Origin of the sequence: Caballeronia pedi (genome assembly GCF_001544915.2) — a bacterium.
Classification (GTDB): Bacteria; Pseudomonadota; Gammaproteobacteria; order Burkholderiales; family Burkholderiaceae; genus Caballeronia; species Caballeronia pedi.
On record NZ_FCOE02000002.1, the window covers coordinates 101477 to 116612 of the forward strand.

The following is a 15136-nucleotide window of genomic DNA, read 5'->3' on the forward strand; positions in this document are numbered from 1 at the left end:
CAGTCAGCCTCGCTTGCGTTGCACGTACACCGCGGCGATGATGATCGCGGCCTTGAGCACGAGCGCGGCGGCATCCGGAATGCCGTGCGCGAGCAGCGTGTAACGCAACAACTGAATGATGAGCGCGCCGATCAGCGTGCCCGTGATATACGCCTTGCCGCCCGTCAGCGCCGTGCCGCCGACCGCGACCGCCGCGATCGCATCGAGTTCGACGCCGAGGCCCACGACGTTCGCATCCGACGACGAATTCACCGAAATCGAAATCAGCCCCGCGAGTCCCGCGAGCGCGGCGCATACGGTGTACGCGATCATCTTCACGCGCGCGGTCGGAATGCCCGAGAGATACGCGGCGTCCTCGTTGCCGCCCGTCACGAGCAGATACTTGCCGAACAGCGTCTTGCGCACGATCCAGGTGAAGAGCGCGACGAGCACGAGCATCAACAGGATCTGAAACGGCACGCCCGCGACCTTGCCCAGCGCGATCCATTGAAACGCGGAATTGTTGAACGCCTGCAGGCTGCCATCGGTGACGACCTGCGCGATGCCGCGGCCCGCGATGAACAGCACGAGCGTCGCGACGATCGGTTGAACGTGCAGCCGCGTCACGAGAAAGCCGTTGAACACGCCGCATGCAGCAGCGGCGACGATCGGCAAGGTGAACGCGAGCAGAATGCCGAGCGGGCCATCGATATTCATGAAGAGCATCGGCGCGAGCGCACCGGCAATCGCCATCGAAGCGCCCACCGAGAGATCGATGCCGCCCGTCGCGACAACCAGCGTCATGCCGATACCGACGATCACGATCGTCACCACTTGCGTGAGATTCACGTTGAACGTCTGCAACGAAAGGAAGTGCTGCGTGAAGATCAGATTGAATACGATCATCGCGATCAGCACGGCGATTTCGCGCTGAATCGCGATGCCGCGTTTCTTCTTCACGGGTGCCTGCACGATCGGCGCGGCGCGTTGCGTGTCATCGATCATGTTTCGCTTCCTCCACCGCTTCCGCGAGCGTGGACTCCGCGCCCGCGCCGTATGCGATCGCGTCCATGATGGCCGCTTCGTTCATCTGCGCGCCGTCGAGTTGCGCGACCGTTTCGCCGTCGCGGATCACGACCGCGCGATCGGCCACCGCCGTCAGTTCTTCCAGTTCCGAAGCGGACAGCAGCACCGCGAGACCCGCATCGCGCAGTTCGCGCACGATTTTCGCGACATCGGCCTTCGCGCCGACGTCGATGCCGCGCGTGGGTTCATCGAGCAGCAGGAGGCGAGGGTGCGTCGCGAGCCAGCGCGCGAGCAGCACCTTTTGCTGATTGCCGCCGGAGAGTTCGCGTATCGGCTGATCCGGCGAGCGCAGCTTGATGCCGAGCGATTCGATGAACCCGTCGACGATCTCGCGCTGCTTCGCCACGTCGACCACGCCGCGCTTCGTCAGCGCGGGCAGACAGACGAGCGTGAGGTTGTCGCGCACCGAAAGCTCCGGCACGATGCCTTCGGCCTTGCGATCCTCGGTCAGATACGCGACGCCGCGCGCGATCGCATCCTTCGGTGATCTGAACGTCGCGCTCTCGCCACCCACAGAAAGCGCGCCCCTGGCGGGACGATCCGCGCCGAACAGCAGGCGCATGGTTTCCGTGCGCCCCGAGCCGAGCAGGCCCGCGAGACCGACGGCTTCGCCCGCGTGCACATCGAGCGATACGTCCGTGACTTTCGCGCCTGCCGCGAGTCCCTGCGCCGAAAGCGCCACCGGCCCGCGCTTCGCGAGATTGGCTTCCTTCACCGCGCTGTCCTCGTGCACGACGGCGGCGAGCGTGCGGCCGAGCATGGTCGTGACGAGCTTGAGTTTGTCCATCTCCTGCATCGTGCTTTCGGCGACGGTCTGTCCATCGCGCATCACGGTGACGCGGTCGCACAGCGCGTACAGTTCATCGAGCCGATGCGATACGAAGATCACCGCGCGCCCGTCGTCACGCAAACGCCGCACGACGGTGAAGAGCAATTCGACTTCGCGTTCATCGAGCGAAGAAGTCGATTCGTCCATGATGACCATCTTCGCATCCGACGAAACGGCGCGCGCCAGCGCGACCATCTGCTGGATCGCGGTGGAATACTCGCGCACCGGCTTCTTTACATCGATCCGTAATCCGAACGATTCGAGCAAGTCGCCGGCACGCCGCTGCGCCGTCTTCCAGTCGATGAGTCCGAAGCGGCGCGGCTCGCGTCCCAGAAAGATATTCTCCGCGACCGAGCGAAACGGCACGAGATTGATCTCCTGATAGATCGTGCTGATGCCCGCTTCGCGCGCATCCTTCGGCGTGCGGAAATCGACCTCTCGGCCATCGAAGCGGATTGCGCCCGCGCTCTTGCGATACGCGCCCGTGAGAATCTTGATCAACGTGGATTTGCCCGCGCCGTTCTGGCCGATCAGCGCGTGGACTTCGCCCGCCGTGACCGTCAGGCGCGCGCGTTTCAAGGCAGCGACGCCGCCGAACGCGATGTCGATGTCCTGCATGTCGAGAAGGGGAGTCTGAGCCATGCCGTGAGTCCGTCGAAATGAAAAAGCGAGCGCCTTCGATCAGGCGCCCGCAAGACACACACACTTCGCTCAGTACCCGTACTGCATGCTTGCGTCGACGTTGCTCTTGTCGTAGAAGCGGTCGGAGACCTTCACCCACGGCGGGATCGTCTCGCCCTTCGCGTACTTCTGCGCGACGTCGCACGCGAGCGGCCCGAAGAACGGGCTCGATTGCACGCTCGCGCCGAGTTCGCCGGCCTTGATCGCTTCGAGGCCGCCCTTGGTGCCGTCGATCGTCACGAGCACGATGTCCTTGCCCGGCTGCTTGCCGGCCGCCTTGATGGCGGCGATCGCGCCGAGCGCCATCTCGTCGTTGTGCGCGTAGACGGCGGTCACATCCGGATGCGCCTGCAGCAGCGTCTCCATCACCTGACGGCCCTTGTCGCGCGCGAAGTCGCCGCTCTGCGACGCGATGATCTTCATGCCCGGATTCTTCGCGATCACTTCGTCGAAGCCCTTCTTGCGGTCGTTCGCGGCGGACGCGCCGGTCGAGCCTTCCAGCTCGATGATCGTCGCCTTCCCATTGGTCGCCTTCACGAGCCAGTCGGCGGCGCGATGTCCCTGATCGATGAAGTCGGAGCCGATGAACGTGATGTAGTCCTTGCCCGCCTTCGCCATCGACTGGTCGATGTTGCGGTCGACGAGAATCACAGGAATGCCCGCTTTCTTCGCCTGCATCACGACCGGCACGAGCGGCTTCTCTTCACGCGGCGGGAACACGAGCAGATCGACATGCTGCGCGATCATGCTTTGAATGTCCGAGACCTGCTTGGCGGCGGAGCTGTTGGCGTCGGTCATCACCATCTGCCAGCCGCATTTCGCCGCGATGTCCTTGAAGCTCTTCGTTTCCGCGAGACGCCACGGGTTGTTGCTCTCGGTCTGCGCAAAGCCGACCTTCAAGGGTTTCTTGTTGGCGATCTTCGGCAGGCCGTCATCGGCTGCGTGAGCGGCGGTGAAGCCGGCAGCGAGCGTCAGGACGGTCAGTGCAGTAGCGAGCGGGCGCAGGCCCGGACGCGATTTCTTCTCTAGCGACAGCATGTCTTCCTCCATGGGATGGTTTGCCTTTTTCTAGTAGTGCCGATGCTTGTTGTTGCCCGGTCTGCGTGCTGCGAGAGTGGTGATGCGTATTGCTTCATCGCTGCGACTTCGGCGATTGTTTCATCGCGATTTATTAGCACTCAATCGCTAATATTATTAGTTGCGAGATGCCTGGATTCGGCCAATACCTTGACCGAGCCGCGCTCGATCAGCGGTCCGTCGAGCTTGACGGTGCGACGTCTCACCGGCGCGCCGGCGGCGCGGTTCTGTTCTTCCTGAAGCAGCGTCTCGACCGCCCAGCGCCCGAGTTCGTAGTTCGGCAGCACGACCGTGGACAGTGGCGGATGCGTATGCCGCGCGATTTCCTGATCGTCGTAACCGAGCACGGACACGTCGTCGGGTACGCGCAGGCCGAGCTGCTTCAGCGCCTCGATCGCGCCGAGCGCCATCAGATCGTTCGCGCAAAAAATCGCGGTCGGCGGATTCGGCTCGCGCATCAGCGAGAGCGTGTGCTCGAAGCCGGTGCCGGGGCTCCAGTCGCCCTCGCGCACGAGTTCCGCCGCGAACGGCAGATCGGCCGTGGCGAGCGCGGTCCGATAGCCCTTCAGCCGATCGCGCGCCGCATCCTGCCACGGCTCGCCGTTGATATAGCCGATGCGCCTGTGGCCCGCGGCCAGCAAATGATCCGTTGCCGTATGCCCGCCCGCGACCTCGGCGGGCACGACCGACGACACGCTCGCATCGCTCGTGTAGCAGTTCAGCAGCACGGTCGGCACGCGGGCGAGCTCGGCGGGCAGCGTGACGCGGCGCGTGTACACCGTCGCGTAGATCACGCCGAGCACGTTCGGATTGCCGAGCGTCGCGTCGAGCACGCGCGCTTCGATTTCCGCATTGCCGTGCGTCGAATAGACCGCGAGCATGCGGCCGTTGGCGAACGCCGCATCGCGCGCGCCGTCGATGCTCACGACGGGATGCGGGCTCGTCGAGATTTCGTCGGCAAGATAGACGATCAGATTCCGTTCGCTCTGGCTTTCGAGCGCCGCGACCGGCTCGCGCTGCGTCATGCGATAGCCGAGTTCCTGCGCGGCGCGCAGCACCTTGTCGCGTGTGGTGTCGGAAAACTTCGCGCCGCTTGCGTTGTTCAGCACGAGCGAGACCGTCGATTGCGAGACTCCGGTGAGTTTCGCGATGTCGGTCATCGTCGGGCGGCGTTGGGTGGATTTTTTCATTGTGCGGAGCGCGTCGGGCGGCTGGACGCCACGCATACGAAGCGAGGCGGGCCGCGAAAACCTGCCATTAATATTAGTGATGAATGACGCGTAAAGCACGCTTTTATTGGCCATTTCTGCTCAGGGTTTTCACCGGTTATTACTAATAATATTGACGAATGGATTACGCGCATGCGATTCTGTCCCCGGACTCGCGACGAGGAGACGGCGCATGGGCAGGTACGACGAGGGCACGCGAGACGCGCTTGCCGAAGCGTTCGAACGAGACGGTTTCGTTCTGCTGCGCGGCCATTTCCCGCGCGCGACGCTCGAAGCCTGGCGCGACGCATTCGCGCCGCTCTTGCAAGCCCATGTGGATGCAGCGCGCGCATCTGCCACGAGCGGCAATCGCGGACCGGGCCGCTATTACGTCACGCTGCCGTTCGAAGGCGAATTCGCGGACCCGTCGATCTTTTGCGATGCGGACATCGTCGGTATCGTGGAGCGCGTGGCCGGGCGCGATCCGGTGATGTGCCAGCTCGCCACCGATACGCCCGTGCACGGCTCCGAATATCAGGACTGGCATCGCGACACGCCGCCGCTGTTCGACGACGCGCCCGAAACGCCGTCGTTCCAGCTCGCGGTGAATTTCCCGCTGGTCGATGTCGATGATCGCAACGGCCCGCTCGAAACGACGCGCGGCGCGCATCGCATGTCGCGCGACGACGCGTACGCCGGCCTCGAAGCGGGGCGCTTTGCCGCCGAACGCGTGCCGATGAAACTCGGTGACGTAATGATTCGCGATGTGCGCGGCCTGCATCGCGGCACGCCGAATCTGAGCGGCGAGCCGCGTCCGATGGTCGTGATCGGCTATAGCCGCGCGTGGTATTTCCGGCCGGAGGTGCATATCGACGTGCCGCGCGACGTGTTCGCCGCATTGCCCGCGCGCGCACGGCGACTGTTGCGCTTTAATCCACTCGTCGAGGCGACGGCGCGTACGTTCGACGAAAACTATCGGCAGTTCGCATATTGAGCGCCGCACCGTCCGAAGCGCTCGTCGAGCTGCGTCATGGCGTGCGCCGCGTGCTGCTCGCGCCGCATGTCGGCGGCGCGATCGCGGCGTTCGACGAAACGCGCGATGGCCGCGTGATCGACTGGCTGCGTCCCGCTACGCCCGCCGCGCTCGCCGCACGCGATCCGCTCGGCATGGCGAGCTTTCCGCTTTTGCCGTATTGCAACCGCATCCGCGACGCGCGCTTCATGTTCGACGGCGCGCTCGTCGATCTGTCCGATGACGGCAATGAATTCGCACACGCGCTGCACGGCAACGCGTGGCGTCTGGGCTGGCGCGTGGAGGAAATGTCCGCGTCGCGGGCGCGCTTGCATCTGCTGCACGAGCCTTCGCGTGAAGCCGCGCATCACTGGCCGTTCGCGTATGAAGCGACGCAGGACATCGCGCTCGATGCGGACAGGCTAAGCGTCACGATGTCCGCGCGCAATCTGGCCGATCGGCCGATGCCGTTTGGCATGGGACATCATCCCTACTATCCGCGCACCCGAAACACGCGCGTGCACGCTCGCGTCGCCGCGATGTGGCACAGCACGCCCGATCTGCTGCCGACGCACGCGGGTCCGCATCCGTGCATCGATGCGATGGCGTCCAGCGATGGCATGTCCGCCGATGCGTTCGATCTCGACAATAACTTCACGGGCTGGTCGCGCACGGCGACGATCGCGTGGCCCGACGAAGGCCGCGCGATCACGTTGAGCGCCGACGCGCCGTTCGATCACATGGTGGTGTACGCGCCCGCTGCGCATCCCGGGCTGCTTTGCGTGGAGCCGGTGAGCAACGTGGCGGATTGGGTGAATCTGGACGTGGCGCGCGCGCTGAAGGGCGGCGTGGTGCTGGAGCCGGGCGAGTCGGTCAGCGCGACGTTCGCGTGGACGACTCGCATCGGGTGATGCGTCGCGAACGGCGCTGACACGCGCCCGCGACGCAAAGCCTTTGATCGATCATTGACCGAAGAAGATGTCGCAACGCGGTGCGTCGCCGCAACCGCCCTGGCGCCGGCCGCTCGCGGATGCAGCCGACGACATGCCGCCGTACGCGGATTCATCGGCTTGCGGCGCGGGCATCGCAGCAGTTTGAGACTGATCGGGCGTGGCTTGCGACATGTACATCGGGCGCATCGTCTGCACGGTTTGCTGCGCGTCCGCGGGCATGCCCTGAGCGCGCGCCGCGCCGATGCTGCCGACCGTGGTCACGAGCGCGCACGCAGCCATCATCGCGAAGAATTGCGGTTTGGTTTTCGCCTTCATGTTCCAGCTCCTTGAAACGAATGCACAAGCAGCCGGGAACACGATTCTCGGACTCCTTGCAGCTTTGTCGATGGATGGGATCGAGCGCAGCGGCAAAACGGCCGAAACGAGTAATCGCCCGACGCGATGGATAGCGCTCAGGCACTACAGTACGGTGACGAGGGAGCGGGAGAAATCCCTATCTGGCAGGGATACTTTCGAGGGGATCGTTGCTGCGCGACTTCATCGAAAAACGCGCTCGGGCTTGCGCGAAGCCCGAGCGCGCACTGACGACGATCTCAATACGTCTTGGCCGCGCCGCCGCCCGACGTGCCGGAATCGGAGCCGCCCGAACTGCTCTTCTTGTTCTTTTGCATCTTGCCGCTTTGCGACGAGCCCATGGTATTCGCGCCTGACGCGCCCGATGTCGAACCCGTCACGCCGTTGGCGTTCGGCGTGCCCATGCCGGTGCCGCCTTGTCCGGCTCCGTTGCCGCCCGCCGTGCCGCCGCCTGCTCCACCGCCGGCGCCTTGCGCGAATGCCGCGCCCGACAGACTCAGAATCATGGCCGAAACAAGCAGGCTTCTCTTTGCGTTCTTCATGGTGTCCTCCCGTTAATCGATAGTCTCGATGCGTGCCGCCTTGCGAAATGCTGGCCGCCGCCGACTTTCATGCGCAATCGCCATGCCGTGAGAGAACCGCCGGGCAGGCGCGAAGTGTGCGCAATAACAAAACGTTTGACTTAGCGACTCACCGTGAATACTGTATAAACATACAGTACAATCGTAAAGATGGATCTCTCCGAAAAGCTCGAAATCCTCGCCGACGCCGCGAAGTACGACGCGTCATGCGCGAGCGGCGGCTCGCCGAAACGCGAGTCGCGCGGCATCGACGGCCTCGGCGCCAGCACCGGTTCGGGCATCTGCCATAGCTTCACGCCCGACGGCCGGTGCGTCTCGCTGCTCAAGATTCTTTTGACGAACTTTTGTCTCTACGACTGCCGTTACTGCATCAACCGCCGCTCCAGCAACGTGCCGCGCGCCCGCTTCACGCCCGAGGAAGTCGTGAACCTGACGCTGGATTTTTACCGCCGCAATTACATCGACGGCCTGTTTCTCAGTTCTGGCGTGATTCGTTCGTCGAACTACACGATGGAACAGCTCGTTCTCGTCGCGAAATTGCTGCGCGAAAAACACCAGTTTCGCGGCTACATCCATCTGAAGACGATTCCCGACGCCGACCCCGGTCTCATCGCGCAGGCGGGCCGTTATGCCGACCGCCTGAGCGTGAACATCGAGTTGCCGACGGAAATCAGCCTCGAACGTCTCGCGCCGGAAAAGAGCGGCCGCACGATCAAGCTGGCGATGGGCAACATCCGGGTCGCGCGCGAGGAATCCGAAGCGGAGCCGCGCGCGCCGAAATTCGCGCCGGCCGGGCAGAGCACGCAGATGATCGTCGGCGCCGATGAAACCGACGACCGCACGATCCTCGGCACCGCTGAAACGCTCTACGGCTCGTATCAACTGAAGCGCGTTTATTACTCGGCGTTCAGCCCGATTCCCGACAGCCCCTCGGGCGTGCCGTCGAAGGCGCCGCCGCTCTTGCGCGAGCATCGGCTGTATCAGGCGGATTTTCTGATGCGCGGGTATGGTTTCGCCGCGTCCGAACTGCTCGGTGATGCCGGCAATCTGCCGCTCGACGTCGATCCGAAACTCGCGTGGGCGCTCGCGCATCGGGACCGCTTTCCGGTCGATCTGAACGTTGCGCCCGCGCGCACGATCGCGCGTGTGCCGGGCATCGGCATGCGCAACGCCAAACGCATCGTCGAATTGCGGCGTGCGCGGCGCGTGCGCTATCAGGATCTCGTGCGCCTGCGCTGCAGCATGGACAAGGTGAAGCCGTTCGTGGTCACGGCGGATTACCGGCCGCCGCTGTCCGAAGCGCCGTCGGACACGCTGCGGCGCGCGCTCGCGACGGAGCCGGTGCAACTGTCGCTGCTCTGATGCACCTCATCGCCATCGACGACGATTTCGACGCCTGGCGCGCCGCCGCGCTCGACGCGCTCGCCCAAGGCCTCGCGCCCGAATCGGTCGACTGGCGTACGTCGCAGGTCGAGCCCGCGTTGTTTGATGAAGCCGCGCCGTCGGCGAAGGTGGCGGAAGCGCCGCAAATCCGCGTATCGCGGGAACTCGCGTCGCTGTTGAAAGACGCCGCGCATTTTCGCGACGCGCGCCGCTGGAGTTTTCTTTATCGCGTGCTGTGGCGCTGGTCGCGGGGCGATCGCGCGGTTGCATCGCCCGCCGATGAAGACGGCGCGCGTCTCTACAAAATGGCCAAGGCGGTGCGGCGCGCGCAGCACGACATGATCGCGTACGTGCGCTTTCGCCAGCGCGACGCCTCGCTCGGCGCGCCCGAATACGTCGCGTGGTACGAGCCCGATCACGACGTGCTCGCCTGGGGCGCGGAACATTTCGCGGCGCGCATGGGACGCTCGACCTGGCTGATCGCGACACCCGATGGCGCGGCGATGTTCGACGGCGCGCGCCTGAAACTGGAGCGCCGCCGCGCGCTCGCATCGGAACACGCGGTCGATACGCCCGACGCCGCCGAAGCGCTCTGGATGACCTATTACCGCAGCATCTTCAACCCGGCGCGGCTGAACGAATCCGCGCTCGAACAACATATGCCGGTGCGTTTCTGGAAAGGCCTGCCAGAAGGCGCGCTGATTCCGAAGCTCGTGAGCGATGCGCGCGGCGGCGCGCGGCGCGTCGCGCAGGCGAAGAGCGTCGGCGCGCTCGGCGGCAAGGCGGTGCAGGTGGAAGCGGACGAGGCCCAGCCCGAACGCGACGCCCCCACGTCACTCGATACCTGCCGCCGCTGCGATCTGTGGCGCAACGCGACGCAGGCGGTGCGTGGCGCGGGACCGGCGGATGCCCGCATCATGCTGCTCGGCGAACAGCCCGGCGATCAGGAGGATCTGAAGGGCGAGCCGTTCGTCGGCCCGGCGGGGCAATTGCTCGACGACGCCATGCGGCAGGCCGGCGTGCCGCGCGAGCAGGTCTATCTGACCAACGCGGTGAAGCATTTCAAGTGGGAGCCGCGCGGCAAGCGGCGGCTGCACAAGACGCCGGCGCAGCAGGAAGTCGAAGCGTGCTCGTACTGGCTCGAACAGGAACTGCATGACATTGGCGCGCGCGTGATCGTCACGCTCGGCGCGACCGCGCTTGCGGCGCTGTTCGGCCGCCGCGCGACGTTATCGGCGCATGTCGGGCGCGTCGTGCCGTATCGGGACAAGCTTGTCGTCGCGACCTATCACCCGTCCTACGCGCTGCGGCAGAACGACGAAGCCGCGCGGGATCGAACCGTCGCGGCGATCGTCGAGGCGCTCGAAAAGGCGCGCGAACTCATCGGCAAATAGGCTCAGAAGGCCGCCCGAATCACGCCGCCGTCCGCGCGCAACGCCGCGCCGTTGGTCGCCGACGACAACTCCGAGCACACGTAAGCCACCATGCTGGCGATTTCCTCGGGCGTGATGAAGCGCTTGAGGATCGAGGTCGGGCGGGCTTCCTCGAAGAACTGCTGCTCGAACTCGTGAAAGCTCTTTCCGCCAGAGAGCTTCTCGACGAACTCGGTGACGCCTTCAGAGCTCGTCGGCCCCGGCAATACCGAATTGACCGTGACGCCCGTGCCCGTGCACGTCTCCGCAAGGCCGCGCGCGAGCGAAATCTGCGCCGATTTCGTCATGCCGTAGTGAATCATCTCGACGGGAATCTGCACGCCGCTCTCGCTGCTGATGAACACCACACGGCCCCAGTTCTTCTGCTTCATCTTCGGCAGATAGGCGCGCGACAGCCGCACGCCCGACATCACGTTGGCGTTGAAAAAACGCAGCCATTCGTCGTCGGGTATGTCTTCGAACGGCTTCGGATCGAAGATGCCCATGTTGTTCACGAGAATATCGACGTGCGGGAAGCGCTGCACGAGCGCGTCGACCTGCGCGGCATCGGAGATGTCGCCGGCGAAGCCTTCGGCCTGCGCACCCGGCGCGAGTTCGCGCAGTTTCGCGAGCGCCGCATCGACCGACGCCTGCGAGCGGCCGTTGACGATCACGCGCGCGCCCTCGCGCGCCAGCGCCACCGCGATGGCGTGACCGATGCCCTTGGTCGAGCCGGACACCAGCGCGAGCTTGTTACCGATCTTCAGATCCATCTCTGCTCCTTGGCAAGTTTGCGGAGTGCGTCGATCGACCTGCGCGACGCGTGCCGGACATGGTAACCACAAGCGGCGTGTTCTGCAGCCAGCCTGCCGCCCGGCATCGAATTTAAAGCAGCCGCTTAGGAACTATCTAGTTAGGATCGCAGATAAAAAAATCTATACTGCACGCTCTCTGCAGGGCATTACATCCATTTTTGGGAGGCTCATGAACGCATCCGTCACGCCGACGCATCTCTATATCGCGACGCCCAGTTATGGCGGCGCCGCGGCGACGTGCTATATCAACGGCCTGCTCGATCTGATGAACACCGCCCTTCAGCAGGGACTCACGTTCACGGTCGGGTTCAACAATTTCGAGAGCCTCATCACGCGCGCGCGCAACGTGATGGCCGCGAATTTTCTCGCCGACGAGCGATTCACGCATCTGATGTGGATCGACAGCGATATCGGATTCACGGCTGCCGACGTGTTGCGGCTGGTGCGCGCGGATCGTCCCGTCGCGGCCGGCGTGTATCCGGTGAAAACCGATGGCTGGCCGCAAGCCGGCTTGACCGAAGCGCTGCCGGCGGGCACCCGGCGCGCCGATTTTCGCGCGCGTCATGCCGCCTTCCCCGTGAGCACGAAGGTCGCCGCCGCCGCGCCGGACGCCGACGGTTTTCTCGAAGTCGTGGACGCCCCCACCGGTTTCATGCTGATCAAGCGCGAGGTTCTGGTCGCGCTCACGCAGCGCTTTCCGGAACTCCGCTACAGGCCTTACCCCAGCGATTTCGGGCGGACGGCGAACAACGGAACCGAAGAGTTCCACTACGCGCTGTTCGACACGATGATCGACCCGGAATCCGGCTTCTATCTGTCCGAAGATTACGCGTTCTGCCGCAGGGTGGCGGCGCTGGGCGTGCGGCCGGTCATCGATACCCGTTCCAATCTGGTCCATCAGGGCGGGATAAAATTCGAAGGCGACTTCGGACGCTGGTTCGATTCGCGCCGTGAAATCATCTCCTGAAGCCTTGTCCCACGGGCCTTCCGCGCCCGTGAAACCGCGCGACATAAATGCTCGATGGCCTGCCGCGCGGCCATCCTCCATAGTTGCGTCTGCGTGATCGAGCACCGAGCGAGAACCGAACATCAACGACAACCGACAGCCGACTCACGCATCCACGAATTCGACCATTCACGATTCCCGGCGCGGCCGGTACGGAGATGCAACATGTCCAGCTCGATCAAATTCTCGTCGCTTAGCTCGATCATCAACAAGGCGCGCGGCGCGGCGCTCGCCGGACTCGTCGTCGGCACGGCGCTGCTCGCGGGCTGCGCAAGCAATCCCGCACAGGCCGCGAGCCAGTTCAACCAGTACGGCAGCCAGGCCGTGCAGACCGTCGCGGCCGCGCCCGCCCTGCGCCCCGACACGATCTACGTCTACGCGTTCGCCAGCGACGCCAGCGACGTCAAGCTCGACAATCACGGCATGATCTCGAAGATCGGCGCGGCGATGTCCGGTGATTCGCAGGCGCAGAAGCAACAGCAGGACGCCATCGCGGCGCGCGAGGAAGTGGCGAACGAGATCGTCGCCAAGCTCCAGTCGATGGGCCTCCCGGCGGTCCGCGCCGACGTGCCGCCGCCGGAAGACCGTAGCGTGCTCGTCGTCGAAGGCAACTTCGATACGATCGACGCGGGCAATCGCCGCCGCCGCATGCTGATCGGCCTCGGCGCGGGCGAAAGCAAGGTCGGCGCGACCGTGCAGCTCGTCTTCAAGCCCGCGCATGGCGCGCCGCAACTGCTCGAACAGTTCGACGCCAAGGCCGACAGCGGTCACGCGCCGGGCGTTGCGGAAATGGCGGGCGTCGGCGCGGCGGCGGGGCACGTGGCGAGTTCGCTGGCGGTATCGGGCGGGCTGCACGCGGTATCGGAGACGAAGCATGCGGACGTGTCGTCCGACGAAAAGCGTCTGGGCGACTCCATCGCCAAGCAGATTGCGAAGCTCGGCCAGGCGCAGGGCTGGATGCCGGCGAAAAGCTGAACCAAGAATGACGCCGCGCGGTCCGGAACGTGCTTACACTGCCGCTGTCGCCGCGACGAATGTATAGCACTTAGTGCTATACTTGTAATAATGGAAACTGGATGCGGATATTCAAAACGAGATGGTGAGTAGCAAACTGCTGAAGGCGCTGCACGAGACAGCGGGAGGATTGCATCACGCGGGCGCGATTGATGCGATGACGCTGCGGGAATTCGATGCGCTGTGTCTGCCGCCGGTGAAGGAGTACAGCGCGGCGCAAATCAAGCGATTGCGTCAGCGCACCAAGGCGAGCCAGGCGGTGTTCGCGGCGTGCCTGAACACCAGCGCATCGACGGTGCAGAAATGGGAGCAAGGACAGAAGCGGCCCAACGGCCCGTCACTGAAACTGCTGAATTTGGTGGATCGTCAGGGATTGGAAGTTCTTCTGTGAAACGTGGCATCAATGGGTGAAGGACAAATGTTCGCTTCACGAGGCCGCGCATGCCAACGATTGCCCTGATTGTCCTGACGGTTGTCGTGACGCTCGTCATCGTGCTGATCATCGCGAATCTGACGAGCGGCGAGAAGAAGATCGAGCACAAGATCGAACGTCTGTACCCAAGCGACGATCCGCAGTTCGTCCGCTCGATGGGTCTGCTGCTCGGGCCGCCCGTTGTCGGCGGTAACCGCTTCGAAGTGCTCCTGAACGGCGACGAGATTTTTCCTTCGATGCTCGCGGGCATCCGTTCGGCGCGCGAGACGATCACCTTCGAAACGTTCATCTACTGGTCGGGCGCGATCGGCGAGGAGGTCGCGCGGGCCTTGTCGGATCAGGCGCGCGCGGGCGTCGCGGTGCATGTGCTGCTCGACTGGGTCGGCACGTCGAAGATGGACAAGCGCTACTTGCGCATGCTGCGCGAAGCGGGCGCGGAAGTCGTCCAGTATCACAAACCGCACTGGAGCGGACTCGGGCGCATGAACGACCGCACGCACCGGAAGCTGCTCGTGATCGACGGGCGCATCGGATTCACGGGCGGCGTCGGTATCGCCGAGGAATGGACCGGGCACGCGCAGGACGAGAAACACTGGCGCGACACACATTTTCGTGTCGAAGGCGCGGCGGTCGGGCAGATGCAGGCGGTCTTCATGGACAACTGGATCAAGGCCACCGGCAACGTGCTGCACGGCCCGCGCTATTTTCCGAAGATCGACGCCGCGGGTGATGGTTACGCGCACATGTTCAGCAGCTCGCCCTCGGGCGGCAGCGACGACATGCAGTTGATGTACCTGATGGCGATCACCGCCGCGACGCATTCCATCCATTTGTCGAGCGCGTACTTCGTGCCGGACAAGCTGACGATCAACGCGATCGTCGAGGCGGCCAAGCGCGGCGTGCGCGTGCGCATCATCACGCCGGGCAAGCGCATCGACACGCACACGGTGCGCGAGGCGTCGCGCGCGTGCTGGGGCGATCTGCTCGCGGCGGGCGTCGAAATCTACGAATACCAGCCGACGATGTTCCACTGCAAGCTCATCGTCGTCGACGAATATCTGGTGTCGGTCGGCTCCACCAACTTCGACAGCCGCTCGTTCAAGCTGAACGACGAAGCCAACCTCAACATCTACGATCGCGATTTCGCGCGCCGCCAGACAGCGATTTTCGACGACGACGTCGCCCACGCGAAACGCATCACGCTCGACGACTGGCGCCGCCGTCCGCTCACCGAAAAACTGCTGGAACGCGTCGCCGCGCTGCTCGATTCGCAATTGTGACGTGCGGGTGAAGCGAATTGCGAATATTTCTCA

General features: G+C 64.4%; 15 protein-coding genes. 8 read left to right on the forward strand and 7 right to left on the reverse strand.

Annotated elements, in window-relative coordinates; translation table 11 throughout:
- Nucleotides 1–3: 3 nt before the first annotated feature.
- The 4 genes from AWB80_RS03125 to AWB80_RS03140 form a co-directional block, all read right to left on the reverse strand.
- On the reverse strand, nucleotides 4–984 hold the full coding sequence (locus tag AWB80_RS03125) for an ABC transporter permease (protein WP_061173188.1): 981 nt from the start codon (nucleotides 982–984) through the stop codon (nucleotides 4–6).
- Nucleotides 974–2536 carry a sugar ABC transporter ATP-binding protein gene (locus AWB80_RS03130; protein ID WP_061173189.1) on the reverse strand — a complete coding sequence of 521 codons (1563 nt, stop codon included), beginning with the start codon at nucleotides 2534–2536 and terminating at the stop codon, nucleotides 974–976. Before AWB80_RS03130 ends, AWB80_RS03125 begins: the two co-directional genes overlap by 11 nt.
- A gap of 69 nt (nucleotides 2537–2605) precedes the next feature.
- A complete protein-coding gene (locus tag AWB80_RS03135) occupies nucleotides 2606–3613 on the reverse strand; it encodes an ABC transporter substrate-binding protein (RefSeq protein ID WP_061173511.1) in 1008 nt (335 codons plus the stop codon).
- A gap of 140 nt (nucleotides 3614–3753) precedes the next feature.
- Nucleotides 3754–4842 (reverse strand): LacI family DNA-binding transcriptional regulator, encoded by a 1089-nt coding sequence (locus AWB80_RS03140; protein ID WP_244206370.1) that lies wholly within the window; start codon nucleotides 4840–4842, stop codon nucleotides 3754–3756.
- 211 nt (nucleotides 4843–5053) lie between these two features.
- Between AWB80_RS03140 and AWB80_RS03145 the strand changes: the two genes are divergently transcribed.
- Together AWB80_RS03145 and AWB80_RS03150 are read left to right on the forward strand one after the other, a co-directional pair.
- Entirely contained in the window at nucleotides 5054–5854 is an 801-nt protein-coding gene (locus tag AWB80_RS03145) for a phytanoyl-CoA dioxygenase family protein (RefSeq protein WP_061173190.1), read from the forward strand.
- A complete protein-coding gene (locus tag AWB80_RS03150; protein WP_061173191.1) occupies nucleotides 5851–6783 on the forward strand; it encodes an aldose 1-epimerase in 933 nt (310 codons plus the stop codon). The genes AWB80_RS03145 and AWB80_RS03150 overlap by 4 nt, the downstream gene beginning before the upstream one ends.
- 51 nt (nucleotides 6784–6834) lie before the next feature.
- Here AWB80_RS03150 and AWB80_RS03155 read toward each other — a convergent pair whose 3' ends face one another.
- The gene (locus AWB80_RS03155; protein WP_244206371.1) at nucleotides 6835–7140 is read right to left on the reverse strand and encodes a hypothetical protein; all 306 of its coding nucleotides are present in this window, start codon (nucleotides 7138–7140) and stop codon (nucleotides 6835–6837) included.
- Between the two features lie 278 nt (nucleotides 7141–7418).
- Complete coding sequence (locus AWB80_RS03160) at nucleotides 7419–7721, reverse strand: hypothetical protein (protein ID WP_244206372.1); 303 nt, start codon at nucleotides 7719–7721, stop codon at nucleotides 7419–7421.
- A gap of 189 nt (nucleotides 7722–7910) precedes the next feature.
- On the opposite strand from AWB80_RS03160, the gene AWB80_RS03165 reads away from it, so the two are divergent.
- Nucleotides 7911–9122 (forward strand): putative DNA modification/repair radical SAM protein, encoded by a 1212-nt coding sequence (locus AWB80_RS03165; protein WP_061173192.1) that lies wholly within the window; start codon nucleotides 7911–7913, stop codon nucleotides 9120–9122.
- Nucleotides 9122–10537 carry a UdgX family uracil-DNA binding protein gene (locus AWB80_RS03170; protein ID WP_061173193.1) on the forward strand — a complete coding sequence of 472 codons (1416 nt, stop codon included), beginning with the start codon at nucleotides 9122–9124 and terminating at the stop codon, nucleotides 10535–10537. Before AWB80_RS03165 ends, AWB80_RS03170 begins: the two co-directional genes overlap by 1 nt.
- 2 nt (nucleotides 10538–10539) lie before the next feature.
- Here AWB80_RS03170 and AWB80_RS03175 read toward each other — a convergent pair whose 3' ends face one another.
- A complete protein-coding gene (locus tag AWB80_RS03175; protein WP_061173194.1) occupies nucleotides 10540–11328 on the reverse strand; it encodes an SDR family NAD(P)-dependent oxidoreductase in 789 nt (262 codons plus the stop codon).
- A 211-nt stretch (nucleotides 11329–11539) separates the two neighbouring features.
- Here AWB80_RS03175 and AWB80_RS03180 point away from each other — a divergent pair, with 211 nt between their 5' ends.
- From AWB80_RS03180 to cls, 4 genes are all read left to right on the forward strand, one after another.
- The gene (locus tag AWB80_RS03180; RefSeq protein ID WP_061173195.1) at nucleotides 11540–12337 is read left to right on the forward strand and encodes a hypothetical protein; all 798 of its coding nucleotides are present in this window, start codon (nucleotides 11540–11542) and stop codon (nucleotides 12335–12337) included.
- 204 nt (nucleotides 12338–12541) lie between these two features.
- On the forward strand, nucleotides 12542–13351 hold the full coding sequence (locus AWB80_RS03185; protein ID WP_061173196.1) for a DUF4410 domain-containing protein: 810 nt from the start codon (nucleotides 12542–12544) through the stop codon (nucleotides 13349–13351).
- A 121-nt stretch (nucleotides 13352–13472) separates the two neighbouring features.
- Complete coding sequence (locus AWB80_RS03190; protein ID WP_061173197.1) at nucleotides 13473–13781, forward strand: helix-turn-helix domain-containing protein; 309 nt, start codon at nucleotides 13473–13475, stop codon at nucleotides 13779–13781.
- A 50-nt stretch (nucleotides 13782–13831) separates the two neighbouring features.
- Nucleotides 13832–15103, forward strand: a complete 1272-nt coding sequence (gene cls, locus AWB80_RS03195; protein WP_061173198.1) for a cardiolipin synthase — start codon at nucleotides 13832–13834, stop codon at nucleotides 15101–15103.
- Nucleotides 15104–15136: the final 33 nt, after the last annotated feature.